Here is an 18,179-nt window from a genome sequence, read left to right as displayed (position 1 = left end):
CCTGGAAACTCTTTTTAAGGCACTTGAGAGCAGCTTGACGGCAAAGACTTTCTCTTTCATAATAAACGGTGGTTAGCGTTTACTAACTATGTGAATTTATATCTGTCTCTCGCTGCTTTCTATCGGCGGGGCAGAGAAAGGAGAACTATGAAAGAGACAACGAAAAATGCCGTCTTCCGGGTGTTTCACACTGCCCGTTGCGGTTCCGCCCGATATGTTTTGGGTGTGGCATGTTCTTCTGTCAGTGTTTTGCTATCAGGCGTTCCCTATTACGCGGTCTACCGGATTGTGAAAATTTTCCTGGAAGCGTCTTTGAACGGTATGGAGGCTGATTTGTCCACTGTGTGGCTTTGGGCTGGTATCATCCTAATCAGTATCACAGTTGGCATCGCGCTTTCCATCATCGGAAGCTTTGTGTGTCATGCCTGTGCATTTCATGCACTGTATGGCCTGCGGATGCGCATTCTGAATCATATGGGAAAGCTGAATCTCGGCTTTTTCACGGGCGGCCAGGCGGGAGCAGTGCAAAAGACCATGAACGACAACATTGAAAAAATGGAAAACATCATTGCTCACGACGTGTCCAATCTTGTGGGGGCTGGCGCACTGCTGTCTGCTTTGGGGGTACTGCTGTTTTCCATCAACATACCGCTTACACTTACCATTATCATCGCCCTGGCTGTTGCTTTTGTTATTCAGTTTTCAGCATTTGGCGGGAAACGGGGACAGAAAGTCTGGACGGATTTGAACCGTTCCTCTACCGAATTGGACGCAGCCTTTTCGGAGTATGTATCCGGTATGGAGGAGGAAAAAATATTTGGTCGTCCGGAGACCGCCGCACAGCGTTTGACCGGGGTTGTAGAGAAAAACCGCAGGCATTGGCTGGCGTATTTGAAAAGGGTCACGCCAATTTATGGAGCATATAAGACCATCACACTCTCTGTGCTGGCATTCATCCTTGCTATTGGCTGCTTACTGCTGTATCTGAATCCGGGAGACCACAATTTAATCATGGAACTTTTGATGTTCCTGATCGTAGGCCCTGCCGTCATCAATCCCCTGATGGAGCTGGTGGAATTTGGGGCTGATCTGCGGAATCTTGCGGTGCGGATGGATCAGATCGACGATATCATGAAGATGGAACCTGTGGCAGAGGGAACTTGCGAAATCGTACCCGTTCGTACAGACCTTTCGTTCCATGATGTGAGCTTTTCCTATCAGAAGGCGGCGGATCCCCTGCGCCGTATGGCGCTTCAACATATCAATATGCAGATCCCTGCAGGCAGCTTTGTCGCCCTTGTAGGCCCTTCCGGCGGCGGCAAATCTACGGCGGGACAGCTTTTAGCCCGGTTTTGGGATGTGGAGAGCGGCAGCATTTCCATTGGTGGAAAAGACATTCGGGATTATACCACAAAGGCGCTGATGGAAACGGTATCCTTTGTGTTCCAGGACACCTACATCTTCGCAGAAACCGCTTACGACAATATCGCCATGCATCGAAATGTGAGCCGTGAAGAAGTAGAGCGCGCCGCAAAGGCCGCCCGGTGCCACAAATTTATCCAGAGCTTCCCGGAGGGTTACGACACAAAGCTGGGCGATGGCGGGCACAAGCTATCCGGCGGCGAGGCACAGCGCATCGCCATCGCTCGCGCCATCTTAAAGGATGCCCCCATTGTTGTGCTGGATGAAGCCATGGCCTTCGCCGACGCTGAGAACGAGCTGGCTCTCCGGGAAGGCATGGCAGAGCTGCTTCGCGGCAAGACTGTGCTGATGATTGCCCACCGCCTGTACTCCATCCAGGATGCGGACTGCATTTTTGTGCTGGACAGCGGGCATCTCGTAGAAAGCGGTACGCACAAAGAACTCTTGAAAAAGAAGGGATCGTACGCTCACCTGTGGGCCATCCAAAATGAGACCGAGTCCTGGCAGATGAAAGGAGGAATGGCACATGCTTAACATGATCCGGCAGTTTACCTTTCACAAGCCCAGAGAGATTCTCCAGCCGACGCTGTGGCTCTTTCTTTCCCAGGCATGCAGTATGATTCCCGCAGTGCTTGCCTATATGGCGATTTACACGCTGGGTCAGGTGTTTTTTCCGCCCTATACGCTTGATTTATCCCTGCTCATCAGGCTGGCGGCTGTCAGTCTTGGATATGTACTTGTGCAATACGCTGTGGAAATCATCTCCTATTACTTTACATATGGCCGTGCTTACCGGGACACTGCTGATAAACGCATCGCCTATATCCAAAAGCTGCGCCGGCAGCCGCTGGGCTTTTTCTCGTCGAAGGAGTCCGGGGAACTCATCAGTTCTTTTGCCAGTGATTTTGCCAATGTGGAATATACCCTGTGTTACTGGTTGCCCTATCCTCTTGGTGTAGGGCTGCTGCTGGTGGTTTCCATTGTGTGGATCTGTGTTTATGACTGGCGCATGGGGCTTGCCATGTTTGCCATGCTGCCCATCTGTGCGCTGCTCATGCTGGTTATTGCACGGGTAAAAGAAAAACACAGCCGTCGAGTGATGGCTGCAAAAACGAAGGCGGCAACACAGCTCAATGAATACCTCCATGGCATGAAGGATTTGAAGGCATACCACCGCACGGGCAGCGGCTTTGAATCTCTGGAAGCCTCCATGCGCAACCTGCGAGACGAATCGCTGAAGGATGAGGCCGTAGCAGGCAGCCTGTCCACCCTGTGCGCTTCACTGGTGAAATTTATAGTCCCGGTGACTGCAGCGGTTGGATTTTACCTGTTGATGAGGGGGACCTTATCTGTACTGGATTTTGCGGGATTTTTAATTCTTGCAACAAAGCTTACCGAGCCGGTGCTGATGGTTGTCACCAGCATCTCTGCCCTGCGGGGAATGACACCATCTGGAGAACGGCTGGATAAGGTGATGACCGCCGCTGAGCCTCCTGGTGAGGAAAACATCAAAAAAGCGACAGCTTATCAGTTTGAGAATGTATCCTTCCGCTACGGAGAGGGTGCGAATGTCATTCAAGATGTATCTTTCAACACGCCACCCGGCTTTCTCACCGCCCTGGTAGGACCTTCTGGCAGCGGGAAATCCACACTACTGCGGTTGATGGCCCGTTTTTGGGATAACCAGGGCGGCCATATCCGAATGAATGGCAGGGACATGAAAGAAATCCAGCCAGACAGCCTGCTTACTCATATTTCCATGGTGATGCAGAACGCCTATCTGTTTCGGGGAAGCATCCGGGAAAACCTCTGCTTCGGCAATGAGGCCATTACGGAAGAACTGATGGTGGAAGCCTGCAAAAAAGCGCATTGCCACGAATTCATCTCCGTCCTGCCAGAAGGGTACGACACCATGGTAGGAGAAGGAGGCGCCACGCTTTCCGGTGGAGAACGGCAGCGGATTTCTTTGGCCAGAGCTTTTTTGAAGGACGTACCGATTCTGCTCCTGGATGAACCCACTGCCTCCCTGGACGCCGACAATGAGGCCATGGTGCAGAAGGCGCTGGATGAAATCTCAAAAGAACGCACCGTCGTCATGATCGCACACCGTTTGAAAACTGTACGGGGTGCGAAGCAGATTCTTGTCCTTCAGGATGGGAAAATCTTGCAGAAAGGAACCCATGACCAGCTTGCCGGACAGGATGGCCTTTATGCCCGGCTGTGGGGATTGCAGAATCAAGCTGGAAACTATACATTCAAACAATCCTAGGAGGGTATTCAATGAAACAGTCAAAATTTTTAAGTCTCAGGGAATTTGTCATCGTACTGCTTCTGGCCTGTGTGGAAACCGCCATTGCCGTTGTAATCGCCATGCCGTTTGCAGCGAATTTGCAACTGGTCTATTTTCTCGTGCCTGGGCTTGCCGGCTTAATTAACGGCATTATCTACGTTCTGTTGATTAAAAAGTGTCAGAAGATTGGCACGCAGTTCATCATTCCGTTTATGTATGGATTGTATTTCCTGTTCTCCGGCAGCGTCTACGTCTTTTTGTTCTTCGCCATTCTGGCCGTGAGCAATGAGCTGATCATGATCGGCGGATACGGAAAAAAAGTCCGGCAGGCGATCCCCCATGTTCTTACCTGGATGCTCAATTCCATGGGCAGCACACTGACCCTGCTTTTGTTCCGCGACAGCATGGTGCAGGCTTATGTGAATATGGGGATGGATACAGCGTCGGCAGATGCGGCAATTGCATCCATTGAGGGCTTTTGGCTGGCTCCCCAAAATATTGCAATTGCATTGGTGGCAGCGGCAATCCTGTCCATTACCGGCTACTTATTGGGAATGAAGATGCTGGACAAACACTTTAAGCCTGCCGGAGTTGCATAATGGCTGATGAAAAACAGGAGCACTGTGGACAGGATCCCCGTACATGGCTGCTGCTTTGTCTGACAGGAATTGTTTCCATTATTCTGATTCATTCTGAGCTTGGCGGGTTGTGTGTATTCCTGTGCTGCATTCTCATTCACCTTTTTACAGGAAAAGCCGTCCGCGCTTTCTCTTATCTCACAGGTTATCTCATTTTTACCGGGATTGCCTGGGCCGGTGTGAAGCTTGTGGAAAACGATATCCTCTTTTCTGTCAGTTCCATGCTGACCAGCATTGGCATACTGGGGCGCAAGGCGATCATCCCACTTGCGTTTGCAGCTCGTCTTGCACAGGAACCGACGGGATCCTTAATGGCAGCTTTTCAGAAGCTGCGTTTGCCTAAAACAATGGGAATCGCGACGGCCATTTTGCTGCGCTTTTTTCCAACCATATCCGGGGAGTATCAGGCGATTCGTTCCTCACAGCGGTTTCGGGGAATTGGGGCAGGCGTGTTTCGCACGCTTATCCATCTTCCCTCTACAGTGGAATATATTCTTATCCCACTGATCCTGCGCACTACAAAGGTGGCGGAGGAACTCTCCGCCTCTATGACCGTGCGGGGCGTGCGTTTTTCCGGAGAAACGGTGAGCTACCGTGCGATTCGCTTTACATGGAGGGATGCCATCTGCTGTGTGCTGATGCTCCTTGTTTCCGGGCTTGTTTTTACCCTTGAGCGAGGAGGTTTCCTATGATTGAATTAAACGAACTCTCATTTACCTACGAGAATAGTCGTGAAGGAGTCAGCCAGCTGCGCCGGATCAACCTGCATGTCAAGAAAGGGGAACTAATCCTTCTGGCAGGCAAAAGCGGATGCGGAAAAACAACCCTGACACGGGTGCTCAATGGGCTGTGCCCGCAGTTCTATCCGGGGAAGCTTACGGGAAACTACCGTTTAGACGGGCAGGACGCCCTCAAAATGCCGGTTCATCAGCTGGGCACGATGGCAGGCAGCGTGTTCCAGGATCCGCGCAGCCAGTTTTTTGCCACCAATACGACGGACGAAATTGCTTTAGGTATGGAAAATATCCCGTTGGAACGCACAGTTATACATGAACGTGTAAAAACGGTGTGTGCGCAAATGAACATTGCAAGATTGCTGGACCGGCGGATTTTTCCCCTGTCCAGCGGGGAAAAGCAGCTACTTGCCATTGCTTCGGTCTGTGCTATGGAGCCAAAGGTAATTGTGATGGATGAACCCTCCGCCAATCTGGACAGCAACGCTATGGTGCGGCTGGGCATATTGCTTTACCGGCTGAAGGAGGCTGGACATACGATTGTCCTGTCGGAACACCGCTTCCATTACGTCCGGGATTCCTTTGACCGGCTTGTTTTAATGGAGAACGGAGAGCTCTCAACAATCTACAGCCATGATGAGGCGTTAAAGCTTTCGGAAGATCAGCTTACCGGCATGGGGCTGCGTCCTTTTGACGCACCGGCCTTTCAGGTGGGCGGAGCCTTCCAGTCAGAGCCGGACGATACCCTGCAAGTTTCAGAAATATCCTGCATGCTGGACGGACGGCAAATTTTAGATGAGATCTCCTTTTCCGCACGAAGCGGTAAAATACTTGCCATCGCCGGACCTAACGGCGCGGGAAAATCCACCCTTTGCAGAACCATCACCGGCCTGTACCGGGCAATGGGAACCGTTCAGATCGACGGTGAATACCTGAAGCGCAAACAGCGTACAAGAAATTCCTTTTTCGTGCAGCAGGACTCTGACTATCAGCTCTATGCACCTACCGTTCTGGACGAATTTTTCATCGGGAAAAAGGAAACGTCCTCTCTCAAAGAAGACGCTTTGGGCAGGCTGCGGGAAATGGGAATGGATGAATTTCAAAACCGGCATCCAGCCTCACTTTCCGGCGGGCAGAAGCAGCGGCTTTTACTAACCATCGCAGCGGCAAGCAGGAAAAATCTATTGGTATTCGACGAACCTACCAGTGGACTGGACGGATACAATATGCGCCTGACGGTGAAACTGTTTAAGCAACTTGCCAGGGAAGGGCGGTGCATTCTGCTAATTACGCATGATATGGATTTGATCGCAGAGGCAGCAGACTGTGTGATCTATATCGAACAGGGAACATTACGTTACTGCCGCAATATAATGCGGAAGATATAAAGTGAAAGGAGATTTGCCATTTGCCTCTGACATCATCCATCAGCCGAGCGGTCAAAGAGCTGTATAAAAAAGAGTATCTGATGAAAAAGGACGATGGCACAATCCCCCTCACAGAGCAGGGCCAGCGGATTGCACAACAACTTTATGAGAAGCATCAATTTTTCACTAGCAGCTCATTGGGGCTGGAAAAGGGCCATATGGGATTCCCCGGACAAAAAGACCCTGAAAAGATTTTCATCCTTTCAAGGCCTGATACACACATTATAAAATTTTTTATCTCTGCATGAAATTATGCATCGCTTGAAATTTTCCCCACCTTATTTGTCAATTTGAATCAATACAGTTTAGCACCTGCCGGGATCCGGTCATCCACCATCAGCAGATTCAGCCCTTCATGACCATCCACTTCGTGAACCGCAGAGATGAGCATTCCACAGGAATCAATTCCCATCATCGGTCTTGGCGGCAGGTTTGTGATTGCGATACAAGTCTTTCCAACCAGCTCTTCCGGCTCGTAATACTCGTGAATACCGCTTAAAATCACGCGTTCTACGTCTGTTCCGTCATCAAGAATAAACTTCAGAAGCTTCTTGCTCTTCGGTACAGCTTCACAGGCTTTTACCTTAACAGCTCTGAAATCAGACTTACTGAATGTCTCAAAATCTACCATCTCTTCAAAAAGCGGCTCAATTTTTACATTAGAAAAATCAATCTTTTCCGGTGCTGCTTCGACTGCCTTTTCAGCTGGCTTTTCTGTTTTTTTAGAAGTTTCAGAACCTCCAATGCTCTTCATCGTCGGGAACAGCAAAACATCCCTGATCGCCGCGGAATCCGTCAACAACATTACCATACGGTCAATGCCGAAGCCGATACCGCCTGTCGGGGGCATGCCGACCATCAGCGCATTCAGAAAGTCTTCATCTGTCGTATTAGCTTCCTCATCGCCCTGTGCAAGAAGCTCTTCCTGAGCTTTAAAACGTTCTTTCTGATCGATCGGGTCATTCAGCTCGGAATAGGCATTCGCCATCTCCCACCCGTTCATAAAGAATTCGAAGCGTTCTACGTATTCCGGATTTTCCGGTTTCTTCTTGGTAAGAGGCGAGATCTCAATCGGATGATCCATGACAAATGTCGGCTGAACCAGGTGCTCTTCCGCAAATTCCTCGAAAAAGAGGCTTAAGATATCACCCTTTTTATGTCTGTCCTCATATTCTACATGATGCTCATCCGCTGCTGCTCTTGCCTCTTCAAGCGTATGAATTTCATTAAAGTCAACGCCCGCATACTTCTTTACGGCATCCACCATTGTGATCCGCTCAAATGGTTTGCCGAGATCCATCTCAATTCCATTGTAGGTGATGGTCGTGGTCCCCAGAACCTCCTGTGCCACGTAACGGTATAGATTCTCCGTAAGATCCATCATCCCGTTATAGTCTGTATATGCCTGGTACAGCTCCATCAGCGTAAATTCCGGATTGTGTCTCGTATCAAGACCCTCATTCCTGAATACACGTCCAATCTCATAGACGCGCTCCATGCCGCCCACGATCAGACGTTTCAGATAAAGCTCCAGTGAAATGCGCATCTTTAAATCTTCATCCAGCGCATTGAAATGCGTCTCAAACGGACGCGCAGCCGCCCCGCCTGCGTTTGCCACAAGCATCGGCGTTTCCACTTCCATGAAACCTTCCCCTGCCAGATATTTACGGATGCTGGCAATGATCTGGGAGCGCTTGACAAAGGTATCTTTTACTTCCGGGTTCATGATCAGATCCACATATCTCTGGCGGTAGCGAAGATCTGTGTTTGTCAGCCCATGAAATTTTTCCGGAAGAATCTGAAGGCTCTTGGAGAGTAACGTCACACTGGAAGCGTGGATGGAGATTTCTCCCGTCTTCGTTTTAAATACTTCGCCCCTGATGCCGACGATATCGCCGATATCCATCTTTTTAAAATCCTTGTAGAAGTCTTCACCGATACTGTCTCTCGCCACGTAAGACTGAATGGTACCCTGAAGATCCTGAACGTTGCAAAAAGAAGCTTTCCCCATTACACGCTTCTGCATGACGCGGCCTGCAACGGAAACTTCTTTCCCTTCCAGCGCCTCAAACTGATCTTTAATATCCATGCTGTGATGTGTCACATCATATTTTGTAATTTCAAACGGATCTTTACCATTTTCCTGCAGTGCCTGTAATTTTTCCCGGCGAACTTTTAATAACTGGTTAACATCCTGTTCCTGTGCCTGCTTTTGCTGTTCAGCCATACCTTTTTCCCCTCTGTTATCTTAGATATTTCTTTCTATATTTAATACTTCATACTGCATAACGCCAGCAGGAAGTTCAACGTCTACGATCTGTCCCTGTTTCGCCCCGATCAGAGCCTTGCCAACCGGTGATTCATTTGAGATTTTTCCCTGAAGGCTGTTTGCTTCTGTAGATCCTACGATCTGGAACTCCATATCCTCATCATACTCCATATCATGAACCGTCACTTTGCAGCCAACACTGATCATCGTATAATCTACCTCATCCTCAACGACAACCTCTGCATTTTTCAGGATTTTTTCAATTTCCTCAATACGGGCTTCAATATCTCTCTGCTCATCTTTTGCTGCATCATACTCCGCATTTTCAGACAGGTCACCCTGCTCTCTCGCTTCTTTGATCTTCCCGGCTACTTCTTTACGTTTCACCACCTTCAGGTCATGAAGCTCGTCCTCTAACTTTTTCAACCCCGCATATGTTAATATGTTTTTCTTTTCTTCCATTTTCCTGCACCCTTTCATTACCATCTTAACAATCATAGTATTATATAAGAATACCCTGTAAATGTCAAGAATTTAAAGTTTTATTTTTTAGTATATGAATCTGCTAAACGCAGCATACCTGTATATATTTAACAATCCGTTAAAACTTATTCATCAGCATGTCTTCCAGCTCTTCCAATGTTGATATTTCGTTGACCATACCGCGCAGCCTGGCGGAATGTGGAAATCCTGCCGTATACCAGGCGACATGTTTTCTCATCTCACGCATCCCCGTATCCTCTCCCTTCACCTCGATCTGGAGTCTTGCGTGCCTCAGGATCATATCCCTGACTTCTTCTTTTGTTGGTTTGGAAATAACGGTTCCATGCTGCAGATATTCATTCACCTGCCGGAAAATCCATGGATTTCCTCTCGCAGCCCGTCCGATCATAATGCCGTCACAGCCGGTCTCCGCCACCAGCCTTCCCGCACTTTCGGCATCGCTTACATCGCCGTTTCCGATGACCGGAATGGATACTGCGTTCTTCACCTGGCGGATGACATCCCAGTCGGCATTTCCGGAATAATACTGCTCTCGTGTGCGCCCGTGTACTGCGATGGCTGCCGCCCCGCAGTCCTCTATAATTCTGGCAATGTCAACCGCATTTACATGAGACTCATCAAAGCCTTTGCGGATTTTCACTGTAACAGGCTTTTTTACCGCTTTCACCACTGCAGAAACAATCTCTCTGACTCTGGCAGGGTCCTTCATAAGCGCTGACCCTTCGCCATTATTTACCACCTTGGGAACCGGACAACCCATATTGATATCCAGGATATCGAAAGGATGATCTTCAATCTGCCGTGCGATCAGCCCCATCACAGACGGTTCCGATCCAAACAGCTGAAGCGACACCGGCCGCTCTTTCGGATCGATCTCCATCAGTGCCTTAGTATTCTTATTTTTATACATAATGGCTTTTGCACTGATCATTTCTGTACAGAGAAGTCCGGCGCCCTGTTCTTTGCAGAGCAGACGAAATGGCAGGTCTGTTACGCCTGCCATCGGGGCCAGGATCAGTGGATTTTCAAAAACCAGCTTACCTATCCGAAGTGTCATGGCCGTCCATCCCACTCCTCTCCCAGAAAGAACACCCTGTAGTATGTCTCCAGTGATTCCAGCAGTTCCTGTTTCGTCCTTTGAATCTCCTTGATCTTCAAGGTACTGCCAATCTCGTCAAACATGGCATCGCCCGCGGCAGATTCCACCTTAAAATTCAATGACCCGTTTTCATCAAAGATTAACATCAGTATGCCGCCGACATCCTCCGTATAAAGTACGCAGAGAATATGAAGCTCATTTTTGATATCTTCCGGCAAAGACTGAAAGTCTTCATTAAAATAATATTTCTGTTCGTAGGCACTCGCTCCGCAGAGCACCACTTCCTCTGAACCCACGTCAATTCCTCCTTCGGTTTTATACGTATCCGTAAAGCCCCCGCACCGATACTTCGCCGCCTGAAACTGCTGTGACACTTCCGTCCTTCCGTTCAACCAGAAGTTCCCCCGACGGGCTAATCCCCTTCGCCACACCTTCAAACACTTCGCCCGGTCCCATAACCTTAACCTCACGGTTATAATTTATCATTTTTTCCCGATAGGCTTCCATCAGTCCTTCCAGGCTGCAGCTGTCAAGATAAACTTTATAATTCTTTTCAAAACAACGTATCACGGAGGCAGCAAGTTCAGCCCTTGATACGATATGTCCGAGCTGATCCGCCGCCGAAGTAGCCATATCCTTTATCTCATCGGGAAACACCTGAGTGTTGACATTAATTCCGGTTCCGATTACCAGATAGTCCACATAGTCCATCTGGGCACTCATCTCTGTTAATATACCGCAGATCTTCTTCCCGGAAACCACAACATCATTCGGCCATTTGATCCCGGCCGAAAGTCCCAGGGTGTCATCCAATGCCTGGGCTACGGAAAGTCCCATCACAAGTGTCAGAGGTGCCGCATACTGCGGAAGAATTTCCGGCCGCAGCAGCAGTGTCATATATACTGAGGTGCCTTCCGGCGAACTCCACACCTTCCCCCTGCGCCCTTTTCCCTGTGTCTGGCGGTCAGCCACAGCCAGTGTTCCGGAGGGGCTTCCCCCCTCCGCAAGACGTTTAGCCCAGGTATTTGTAGAGTCCGTCTCCGCTCTGTAAAGTACTTCCTGGATCAGACTGCTCTCCCCGAGCCGGCTCTTGATCTCACTGGCGTTGAACACATCTGCAGGCGCCTGGACCATACGGTAGCCTTTGTTTCTGACGGCTTCTATCTGATATCCTTCTTCCTGCAGCTGCCGGATATTTTTCCAGACTGCAGTTCTGGATACTCCCAGCCGTTCACACAGTTCCTGACCGGACACATGCGAACTGCTCTGCCTGAGCACCTTTAAAATTTCTGATTTCATTTTATTCTCCGAGTGTTGCCACGATCACCGCTTTGATTGTATGCATACGGTTCTCCGCCTCATCAAACACTACAGACTGCGCGGATTCAAAGACTTCGTCCGTCACTTCCAGCTCCGTCAGGCCGTATTTTTCAAAAACCTGCTTCCCGATTATAGTATTCAGATCATGGAATGCCGGCAGACAGTGCATAAAGATTGCCTCTTTCGATGCAAGATCCATTACGTGTTTATTTACCTGGTACGGTTTCAGTGCATTAATTCTCTCTTCCCACACTGCCTCCGGTTCACCCATGGATACCCATACATCGGTGTAGATCACGTCGGCATCCCTGACTCCCTTTTCAACATCCTCGGTCAGCGTAATCGTAGCCCCGCTTTCTTTGGCGTATTCTTCGCACTGAGCCACCAGTTCCGGATTGGGAAAATACTCTTTCGCCGTACAAGCCGTAAAATGCATCCCCATCTTTGCACAGGCGATCATCAGAGAGTTGCCCATGTTGTAGCGGGCATCTCCCATGTAGACCAGTCTTACCCCTTCCAGACGTCCCAGATGCTCTCTTATGGTCAGTAAATCTGCCAGCATCTGTGTTGGATGATATTCATTTGTCAGTCCGTTCCACACGGGAACCCCCGCATGTCTGCCCAGTTCTTCCACGATATCCTGTCCAAAACCACGATATTCGATTCCTTCATACATGCGCCCCAGAACCCGCGCTGTATCCGCAATACTTTCTTTCTTTCCAATCTGGGATCCGGAGGGGTCCAGATATGTGACGCCCATCCCCAGATCGTGTGCTGCCACCTCAAAGGAACAGCGTGTTCTGGTACTTGTCTTTTCAAAAATCAGTGCAATATTTTTCCCTTCATAAAAGCGTACAGACTGCCCCTGCTTTTTGTATGTTTTGAGCCTTGCGGCAAGATCAAGGAAATATTCAATCTCTTTTTTTGAAAAGTCCTTCAGCGTCAGGAAATTCCGGCCCACAAGCCCCCTGCCCGTAGAAAACTTTTCTGTCATCTGCTGTCTCTTTTCTTCATTTGCCATTGTAATTCTCCTCCACTATGTCTCTGTCCAGGAAACGTATGAATGCCGGCATCATATCTTTTTCTTCACTCCCCAGCATTCGAAGTCTCTGAACGACTTTTTCTCTTAACTCATCCACCGTATAGATACAGTATTTTGGAATCTTGCACAATTTTGCCGTGGCTTCCAGCACCGCCAGATACAATTCGCGGTATGTCCAGTATTTCCCCAGCTTAAATTCCAGTGCCAATGCCGGAAAAAACATTTCCGTCAGCGTCCGCAGAGAATCCCTGGGTTTCGGTGCCAGATGATAGGATACTGTCAGCCCTTCGTAAGAAGCCTGCGGAATTTCCAGCAGTTGCTTTAAATAATAGCACTCTTCATGATTTTCTTCAATATAATATATCTTTCCGGCAAGCCCGTAAATCACCCGTTTCGCATCGTAGTATCCGATTTTCATATTTCTTCGGCTCTTCTCAGCATCGAAGTCCAGCATATTGCCCAGATGGACTCTCGGTGCAATGGTAACGACAGTGGTATCCCCGGGAATTTTAACAGGTTTTTCCCGTCCGATCCCAAAAATACGAATTACAATAATATCCTTATAATCCCGTTCGATCAGCGAACCCAGCGGCACATTATTGATGGCACCGCCGTCAATAAACCGCTTGCCGTCAATCTTTTCATTTTTGAACAGCGGAAAGATGTAGGCACTGGCCAGCAGATAATCCTGCATCATGCCTTCTCCAACCTCCTTCAGGTTGAGGTCCAGCTCCTTCATATGATCAACATTGAACGTCAGTATAAACAGCTCGATGGGTGACTTTTTGATATCTTCTTCACGGATGTATGTACGGATCAGCTCTTTCAGCGGCTCCACATCCACACCACCGTCTCCGAATGTCTTAAAAAAAATGGACATCGCCTCTCCCAGCGTTGCCTCATTCTTCATCAGACGGCGCATTTCCTCATCGTCCACCTTCATGACGCTGGAATTTGCGATATGCTCCCAGACATACTCTGCCTTCTCAATGTCATCCATACAGATAAATGCGCCATTCAGCGCACCAACACTTGTGCCCGCAACACCCTTAATCCTCACGCCGGCTTCCTTCAGAGCTTTCCATGCACCTATCTGATACGCACCTTTCGCTCCGCCGCCCTCCAGAACTATACCGTATTCTTTCGATAAATCAATAACAGGTTTCAAAAAATCCCTCCTTATGAAACCAGAGAGAGGGTGCTGCGGCGGTGATGCACCACCTTTGCAGCATCCTCTCTGTTCCGAAATTCAAAACGAATTTCCTACTCTTTCATAATCTCTTTCAGCGAAGTAGCAAGACTTGCCAGCCCCTGAATGTCAGACGGAACGATGATCTTGGTCGCATTGCCCTCCGCAAGTGTGCCGAGTGCTTCCAGACTCTTCAGCGTCAGAACAGACTCATCCGCACCTGCTTCTTTCAGGAACCGGATACCATCTGCATTTGCCTGCTGTACCTTCAGGATCGCTTCCGCTTCACCTTCTGCTTCACGGATCATTTTTTCTTTCTGTGCCTCTGCTCTCAGGATAGCAGCCTGCTTTTCAGCTTCAGCATCCAGAATTGCAGATTCTTTCTTACCTTCTGCTACAAGAACTGTAGACTTTTTCTCACCCTCTGCGATCAGTATCGCTTCACGGCGCTCACGTTCCGCCTTCATCTGTTTCTCCATCGCTTCCTGGATGGCAGCAGGCGGCATGATATTCTTCAGCTCCACACGGTTAACCTTAATGCCCCACGGATCGGTTGCGATGTCCAGTGCAGCGCGCATTTTTGTGTTGATGGTTTCACGTGAAGTCAGGGTCTCATCCAGCTCCATATCTCCGATGATATTTCGCAGAGTCGTCGCCGTAAGGTTTTCGATCGCCATGATCGGGCTTTCCACTCCGTATGCAAACAATTTCGGGTCTGTGATCTGGAAAAATACAACCGTATCGATCTGCATCGTTACATTATCTTTTGTTATGACCGGCTGCGGCGGAAAATCAACAACCTGCTCTTTCAGATTAACTTTCTTCGCCACCCGCTCAATAAACGGCAGTTTCATGTGGAGACCGGTTGACCAGGTTGCCTGATATGCCCCGAGACGCTCGAGCACGTACGCTTTCGCCTGCGGCACGATTTTGATGCACGATGAAACAACCAGTAAGATCAGTATTAAAAATATAACTAAAATCAGTACTCCGCCCATTTTAATTCTCTCCTTCTCTCTCTACAATTAGTTTAACACCATCTACGCGGACGATGCATACAATTTCATCTTTTTCAATTACTATATCATCATTCAGGCTTCTTGCCGTCCATTCCAGACCGTTTACCTGTACCTGGCCGTGACCTTGAATATTTTCAATCCGCTCAGTCACTACTGCCTTTTTGCCAATCAGGCTTTCCACATTCGTTCTGACACGCGTGCGGTTCAGATACCGCATGGCGACCGGACGTGTGGACACGAGCAGCAGAATGGATATCACCAGAAATAAAACAACCTGAATCACTACATTCACATTCAGAAGAGACGCAACAAATGCCACCAGCGCGCCGCCTGCGAACCAGATGGTAGACAGCCCCATCGTAATGATTTCTATGATGATCAGAACAACCAGTAAAATCAACCAGACTATCGGATCCATATCGCTTTTTCACTCCTTTTTTATAATTACAAAGTATACGCTATTTCCAAAAAAAAAGCAATGGGAACCGCATTGCGAAATGCGAATTCCCATTTGCCAGTTTTATGTTCTGTGATTAATAAAAATGCTGATTTCCAATCTGTATACCCCTGCCGCTTCCGCTGTTGAAGTACAGGCTGTTTCCTACCGGATTGACCCCATTGAGTGCCTCCTGGGCAGCGGCGTAACAGTCGCTTCTCGCCCCCTCCTGAAGAACAGATGACAGCTTTCCGCTTGCAACCGGTGAAAACTGTCCGCTCTGATAAACGACATCACTGATGCTGTCCGGAAAATCACTGCTCTGGATACGGTTCATAATGACTGCTCCTACTGCTACTTTTCCCTCGTGGCTCTCCCCGCCGGCTTCGCACTGGATAATGGCCGCAAGCAGATCAAGTTCTCCGCCGGATACTCCGACGCCTGCGGTTTCCTCCGTTTCCTCTTCTTCAGGTACCGGCTGAGCCTGGGCTTCCGGAGCAGCCTCTTCAGGAGTGCTCTCTGCCTGAGGAATTTCCTGCTGAGCTGCCTCCTCCTGAACGGTCTCCTCTTCCGCAGTTTCTTCTGTTACGGTTTCCTCAGAAGTTTCCTCTGAGCCCTGGCCGCCTGCTGAATCAACAGTATTCTCTGCGGGAAGCGCCGCCGCAACAGAACTTCCATAAAGAGCTTCATAGATCGCTCTCGCCTCTTCCCCGAAAGCGAGAAGGTCGTTTCTTATGTAACCTTCTATACCTCCTGAAGAAATCAGTGTCCAGGCTTCTCCTTTTTCTACTACATCAGCCATGGCTCCCGACGGCAGGATACCCACACGGGCCGATTCAATTGTTCCCTCACTTCTGATATTCGCACATGAGATCACATTGGCAACAGCCCGCGTATCCCACACATTTTCTTCCGAAGCCTCCACCTGCTGCACAGCTTCTGTCTCTGTGCCGTCTGCAAATACCGGTACTGCCATCAGTAATGACAGCGCTGCTGCTCCACCGAGTGTCCGTATGATCTGTATTAACCTGTTTTTCATATAATAACCTCCTGAACATCATTTATTACAAAATTGTTAAGTTTTATTACGAAGTTATTCTAACAAGTTTACATTTTTAAGTCAAGGAAAACCGGTCGCCAATATTTTACAGTAGAAACTAGGTTTGGTACGCTTTCATCAAAAAAGCGTTTACCCGCTGTCGGATAAACGCTTTTTTCCTCAATATCTCTTGTACTATTCTAAATGAAGCTCCAGCAGATCTCTGGACGGAATCTTCCGTGTTGAAGCCGCCTGAAGTTTTTTCAGTTCCCCCGCCGCAGTTTTCACAGAAACATTCGTGCCTGCCCCGGCCATACATCCGCCCGGACATCCCATTCCTTCGATCAGACAGCCGTTAAGTTTCCCTGCTTTCGCCATCATAAGAGCTTTCCTGCAGTCAGCAAGTCCCTCTGCATGTTCTATATGAACCGGTACATCCGGATAATATTCTTCCAGACATTGACGGATCGCTTCCGCCACGCCTCCGGCAACAGCGTACCCGCGTCCCGCAGCAGTAGCATCATTCATGGCAAAATTGCCTCCTGAAGGCTCCATCTCCTCCAGATCGATACCTTTTGCCTCGAACATGCCAACCAGCTCTTCAAATGTGATGACAAAATCCACATCACTCCGAACCGTGCGTCTGGAAGCCTCCAGTTTCTTGGAAGCGCAGGGGCCGACAAACACCACCCGTGCGTCCGGATGCTTCTGTTTGATACTGCGGGCCGTTGCCACCATAGGAGTCAGCTCCTGAGACACACTGTCTACCAGATCAGGAAAATGTTTCTTTGCCAGCAGCGACCAGGATGGACAGCAGGAAGTCAAAAGAAACGGAAGTTCACCCGTAGCAACTTTCTGCGCATAATGATGGGCCTCCGCCACGGCTCCGATATCAGCCCCCAGTGCTACCTCATAGACTTCCCTGAAACCCAGAAGCAGCAGAGCCGCCTTTAATTTCTCCGGTGTCACATTTTTTCCAAATTGTCCAATATAAGCCGGTGCAACCTCAGCTACAATAAACTGTTCTTCCCGCAGCGCCTTGCACAGCTGAAAGATCTGAGACTTGTCAGAAATGGCGCCAAACGGGCAGCTCACCATGCACATACCACAGGATACACACTTTTTGTGATTGATCGTAGCACGTCCCTGCTCATCACTGTCAATGGCATTGACCCCGCAGGCTCTTGCGCAGGGGCGCTCCATCCTGGAAATTGCATCGTAAGGACAAACCTGCTTACATTTGCCGCAGCGAATACACTTTTCCTGGTCAATGATCGATTTTCCCTTTTTTACTATAATAGCTCCTTTGGGACAGACCTGGCGGCAGGGATGTGCCACGCAGCCTCTGCACATATCGCTCACCATATAACTGTTGGGTTCACAGGCATCACAGGCAGACGGGATAACCTGCATCAGCGGCGGTTCATAGTATTTTTCATCGATGTTACTCTTATCCACACCGGCAGTGATATGTACAGCACGGTTTTCCGGTCTCAGGGACATACCCATGGCAAGACGCACACGCTCACTGGCAACAGCCCGTTCGCGGTAGATACTGTCACGGTATTTTGCGCGTTCCTCAACAATATGATACGGTATCGCTTCAATCTCACCCTTAAAATGCTCCTGATCCGATTCAAATGCTATCCTTGCAATTTCCCTGAAAATCTCTTTACGGATCTTCTTAATCGGAGTGTCCAAACCTCTCATCGCTTCTCCTTTTCCCTTTCCATAAAATCCAAACAATCTGC

17 protein-coding genes are annotated in these 18,179 nt (G+C 49.0%); 6 read left to right on the top strand and 11 right to left on the bottom strand.

What is annotated here, in order from left to right; genetic code table 11:
• Nucleotides 1–147 precede the first annotated feature (147 nt).
• From MCG98_RS03810 to MCG98_RS03785, 6 genes are read left to right on the top strand one after another with little or no spacing between them, the layout of a single operon-like run.
• Nucleotides 148–1,956 (top strand): ABC transporter ATP-binding protein, encoded by a 1,809-nt coding sequence (locus MCG98_RS03810; protein WP_240300506.1) that lies wholly within the window; start codon nt 148–150, stop codon nt 1,954–1,956.
• Nucleotides 1,949–3,691 carry an ABC transporter ATP-binding protein gene (locus tag MCG98_RS03805; RefSeq protein ID WP_240300505.1) on the top strand — a complete coding sequence of 581 codons (1,743 nt, stop codon included), beginning with the start codon at nt 1,949–1,951 and terminating at the stop codon, nt 3,689–3,691. Before MCG98_RS03810 ends, MCG98_RS03805 begins: the two co-directional genes overlap by 8 nt.
• Nucleotides 3,692–3,702: 11 nt before the next feature.
• Nucleotides 3,703–4,311 (top strand): MptD family putative ECF transporter S component, encoded by a 609-nt coding sequence (locus MCG98_RS03800; RefSeq protein ID WP_240300504.1) that lies wholly within the window; start codon nt 3,703–3,705, stop codon nt 4,309–4,311.
• Nucleotides 4,311–5,042: an energy-coupling factor transporter transmembrane component T gene (locus MCG98_RS03795; protein ID WP_240300503.1), complete on the top strand. Its 732-nt coding sequence runs from the start codon at nt 4,311–4,313 to the stop codon at nt 5,040–5,042. The genes MCG98_RS03800 and MCG98_RS03795 overlap by 1 nt, the downstream gene beginning before the upstream one ends.
• Nucleotides 5,039–6,472 carry an ABC transporter ATP-binding protein gene (locus MCG98_RS03790; RefSeq protein WP_240300502.1) on the top strand — a complete coding sequence of 478 codons (1,434 nt, stop codon included), beginning with the start codon at nt 5,039–5,041 and terminating at the stop codon, nt 6,470–6,472. The genes MCG98_RS03795 and MCG98_RS03790 overlap by 4 nt, the downstream gene beginning before the upstream one ends.
• Nucleotides 6,473–6,492: 20 nt before the next feature.
• The gene (locus tag MCG98_RS03785; protein WP_240300501.1) at nt 6,493–6,759 is read left to right on the top strand and encodes a hypothetical protein; all 267 of its coding nucleotides are present in this window, start codon (nt 6,493–6,495) and stop codon (nt 6,757–6,759) included.
• Between the two features lie 47 nt (nt 6,760–6,806).
• On the opposite strand, the gene lysS is transcribed toward MCG98_RS03785, so the two are convergent.
• The 11 genes from lysS to MCG98_RS03730 all read right to left on the bottom strand — a co-directional run bounded on the left by lysS (nt 6,807) and on the right by MCG98_RS03730 (nt 18,138).
• Nucleotides 6,807–8,738, bottom strand: coding sequence for a lysine--tRNA ligase (gene lysS / locus MCG98_RS03780; protein WP_240300500.1), 1,932 nt, complete (start codon nt 8,736–8,738; stop codon nt 6,807–6,809).
• Between the two features lie 21 nt (nt 8,739–8,759).
• Nucleotides 8,760–9,242: a transcription elongation factor GreA gene (gene greA / locus MCG98_RS03775; RefSeq protein ID WP_240300499.1), complete on the bottom strand. Its 483-nt coding sequence runs from the start codon at nt 9,240–9,242 to the stop codon at nt 8,760–8,762.
• 139 nt (nt 9,243–9,381) lie between these two features.
• Nucleotides 9,382–10,341: a tRNA dihydrouridine synthase DusB gene (gene dusB / locus MCG98_RS03770; protein WP_240300498.1), complete on the bottom strand. Its 960-nt coding sequence runs from the start codon at nt 10,339–10,341 to the stop codon at nt 9,382–9,384.
• The gene (locus tag MCG98_RS03765; protein WP_240300497.1) at nt 10,338–10,679 is read right to left on the bottom strand and encodes a DUF6145 family protein; all 342 of its coding nucleotides are present in this window, start codon (nt 10,677–10,679) and stop codon (nt 10,338–10,340) included. The genes dusB and MCG98_RS03765 overlap by 4 nt, the downstream gene beginning before the upstream one ends.
• A 19-nt stretch (nt 10,680–10,698) precedes the next feature.
• A complete protein-coding gene (locus MCG98_RS03760) occupies nt 10,699–11,682 on the bottom strand; it encodes a biotin--[acetyl-CoA-carboxylase] ligase (protein WP_240300496.1) in 984 nt (327 codons plus the stop codon).
• Between the two features lies 1 nt (nt 11,683).
• Nucleotides 11,684–12,724 (bottom strand): ornithine carbamoyltransferase, encoded by a 1,041-nt coding sequence (gene argF, locus MCG98_RS03755; protein WP_240300495.1) that lies wholly within the window; start codon nt 12,722–12,724, stop codon nt 11,684–11,686.
• Nucleotides 12,714–13,913, bottom strand: a complete 1,200-nt coding sequence (locus MCG98_RS03750) for a patatin-like phospholipase family protein (RefSeq protein ID WP_240300494.1) — start codon at nt 13,911–13,913, stop codon at nt 12,714–12,716. The genes argF and MCG98_RS03750 overlap by 11 nt, the downstream gene beginning before the upstream one ends.
• 95 nt (nt 13,914–14,008) lie before the next feature.
• On the bottom strand, nt 14,009–14,932 hold the full coding sequence (locus tag MCG98_RS03745) for an SPFH domain-containing protein (RefSeq protein ID WP_240300493.1): 924 nt from the start codon (nt 14,930–14,932) through the stop codon (nt 14,009–14,011).
• 1 nt (nt 14,933) lies between these two features.
• The gene (locus MCG98_RS03740) at nt 14,934–15,371 is read right to left on the bottom strand and encodes an NfeD family protein (protein ID WP_240300492.1); all 438 of its coding nucleotides are present in this window, start codon (nt 15,369–15,371) and stop codon (nt 14,934–14,936) included.
• Nucleotides 15,372–15,486: 115 nt separating this feature from the next.
• Nucleotides 15,487–16,428: a cell wall hydrolase gene (locus MCG98_RS03735; protein ID WP_240300491.1), complete on the bottom strand. Its 942-nt coding sequence runs from the start codon at nt 16,426–16,428 to the stop codon at nt 15,487–15,489.
• Between the two features lie 195 nt (nt 16,429–16,623).
• Nucleotides 16,624–18,138 (bottom strand): 4Fe-4S dicluster domain-containing protein, encoded by a 1,515-nt coding sequence (locus MCG98_RS03730; RefSeq protein WP_240300490.1) that lies wholly within the window; start codon nt 18,136–18,138, stop codon nt 16,624–16,626.
• Between the last annotated feature and the right edge of the window lie 41 nt (nt 18,139–18,179).

This window comes from Ruminococcus sp. OA3 (assembly GCF_022440845.1).
Lineage (GTDB): Bacteria > Bacillota > Clostridia > Lachnospirales > Lachnospiraceae > Ruminococcus_G.
This window is presented reverse-complemented; position numbering and strand designations above follow the sequence as displayed.